General features: G+C 47.5%; 2 protein-coding genes. Both read right to left on the bottom strand.

Annotated features, from left to right (window positions below):
• Window positions 1–1,265, bottom strand: a 1,265-nt coding sequence (locus VIP81_RS02910; protein WP_331956979.1) for a SusC/RagA family TonB-linked outer membrane protein, incomplete at its 3' end; no start/stop codon positions are given.
• Window positions 1,266–1,470: 205 nt separating this feature from the next.
• Window positions 1,471–2,480 (bottom strand): FecR family protein (locus VIP81_RS02905; RefSeq protein WP_331956978.1); only part of this gene is annotated, 1,010 nt, incomplete at its 5' end.

The following is a 2,480-nucleotide window of genomic DNA, read 5'->3' as shown; positions in this document are numbered from 1 at the left end:
TTCATGAAAGTACCTTTCTCATTATAATAAGAGAGGCCGAGGTAGTAATCTGATTTTTCTGTTTTACCACTGGCAGATACGTATACATTCTGCATGGGAGCGCGACGGAACATATCTGTTAACCAGTTATAGTTCTGATTTTTCAGCGACAGCGGTCGTTCGTTGTAAAATTTAACCAGGTCTATTTTATAGGAATTATCTGTAGCGCCGGGAATATAGTCGCGATAAAATTCTTTCTGACGTTCATACAATTCGCTGCCATTCATCATGTCCATGGTGCCGAAATCCGGTGTACGGAAGCCGGTGGTGATTTTTGCCTGGAACTGTGTTTTACCGGTGGCGGCTCTTTTGGTGGTGATAATGATAACGCCGGCATTGGCCTGGGAGCCGTACATGGCGGTGGCGCCGGCATCTTTCAGCACAGTCACCGTAGCAATATCATTGGGGTCGTAGTTGCCGCCAATAATACCATCTACCACTACCAACGGACTTTGGGATGCATTTACTGAAGAGATGCCGCGCATGCGTATTTCGGCGGCGGCGCCGGGTACACCGGAACTGCTCACGACCTGCAGGCCGGCTACTTTGCCTTGCAGCATAGTGCCTACATCGTTAGTGGTTACATCTTTGAGTTTAGTGGCATCTACTACCGTAACGGCGCTGGTCAGTTCACCTTTTTTCTTATCGGAGTAGCCCACTACTACCACCTGGTCCAGCTGACTGTTGCTGGCAGACAATACTACCTGCATCCCTTGCCGGGCGGGCTGTTCCTGTTTATCATATCCTGTAAAAGTGAATACCAGCATTTCGCCCGGATTAGCGGTAACGGTAAATTGTCCGCTGCCATTGGTGGCATTGCCTCTGTTGGTACCTTTTACCATCACCGTGGCGCCGGGTAACGGCGTACCGTCTTTGGATTTTACCAGGCCCGATATTTTCGCCAGTGTATCGGCCACCGCTAAAGGGGGCGATGATTTAGGGCGGATCACAAATACCCCGTCGCTGATGGTAAAGGTAACCGGCTGATGAAGCAGGCATTGTTCCAGCACAGATTGCACGGTGGCCCCGTTGACCTGCAACGTAACAGGGACGGTATTTTTAAGGGCCGATTCGTTGTACACAATCGTGGCGCCGGATTGCAGAATTATTTCTGCAAATACTTTTTGTAACGGCATATTTTTCACAGAGAGGGTAACCTGTTGTGAAAAACTCCTGGCGCTTACATGTAAGCAGGCAATCAGGATTAGCCAGGTGGTCATTTTCATAACCCGCAAAATTTTGGTTAATAAAAGTCCCTTGGGGAGAAATGGTATCTCCTTAAATTTTAAATGCATACTTTTAATAAGGTTTAGAATTCTTAAATGATCTTTTGCTTGATCTTACAGGATGCTGGACTTTGACCGGGGGTGTGTCACCACCTCCGGTTTTCCATTGTTCAAAAATTTACTTCATCTATTTTTTTACAGGTATTTACGGTAAGACAATTACTTTATTTCCTTCCATTTTAAAATGATTCGTTCCATTTTCTTCGAGTACGTGCAATACGGCTGATAAATTAAGATTCCGGCTGATACCGCCACCATACAGCTCTTTACCGGGTGCGGTGTTATATACTATTTCCACATCATACCAGCGGGCTATTTCCCGCAGTATGGTAGGAAGATCCATATTATTAAATACAAACAGCCCGTTTTTCCAGGCCATAATTTTATTGAGGTCAGCTTCTTTTACGGTAAGCTGATGTCCGGCGAGTGCCAGCACCGCCTGTTGACCGGGGCGCAGTATCTGATCCTGCACTCTAATTTTACCATCCAGCAAAGTGGCGTTGATAGTGGGTTCATCGGCATAAGCCATCATATCAAAGCGGGTACCTAATACCACTACTTCCATTTCATTGGCCTGTACCTTAAAGGGTTGATTGGCTTTACCGGCTATTTCAAAATAGGCTTGTCCCTGCAGGATCACTTTTCTGTCGGTCCCTCTGAAAGCCGTCGGATAACGAAGGGAAGAAGCAGAGTTCAACCATACTTTGGTACCATCTGGTAATACTAATTGGAACTGGCCACCACGGGGCACGGTGAGGGTATTGTACACCACTGCTTCCTCTGCTTCATCGGCCTGATAAGAAAGTTGTCCTTTTGTGTTTTTTATCACACTGGCGCCACCTTGCCGGCCAATAGCCCCATTGGCAGCATCATCCAGCGCAATAGTACTTCCATCTGCCAGCGTTAGCAGGGCCTTTTTATTGGCGGGCAATACTTCCTTAGCGGGTGTATTAGCTGCTATTATATTTTTTTTGTGAGATGAATACCGAAGCCGTAACCCGGCCATACCGGCTACTCCTATCAGAATCACCACCGAGGCTGCCACCAGGTAACGGCGGTAGCGGAATGTTTTCACGGGTTCGGGGGGCATCACCGGCCGCAATCTGTTCAGTAAACGTTGTTCCAGCAAATCACGGTCCTCCGACGGCTCCATCG

This window comes from Chitinophaga sp., assembly GCF_036566945.1.
GTDB lineage: Bacteria > Bacteroidota > Bacteroidia > Chitinophagales > Chitinophagaceae > Chitinophaga.
Note: the sequence above shows the minus strand (reverse complement) of the source record. Positions and strands in the feature narration are given on the sequence as shown.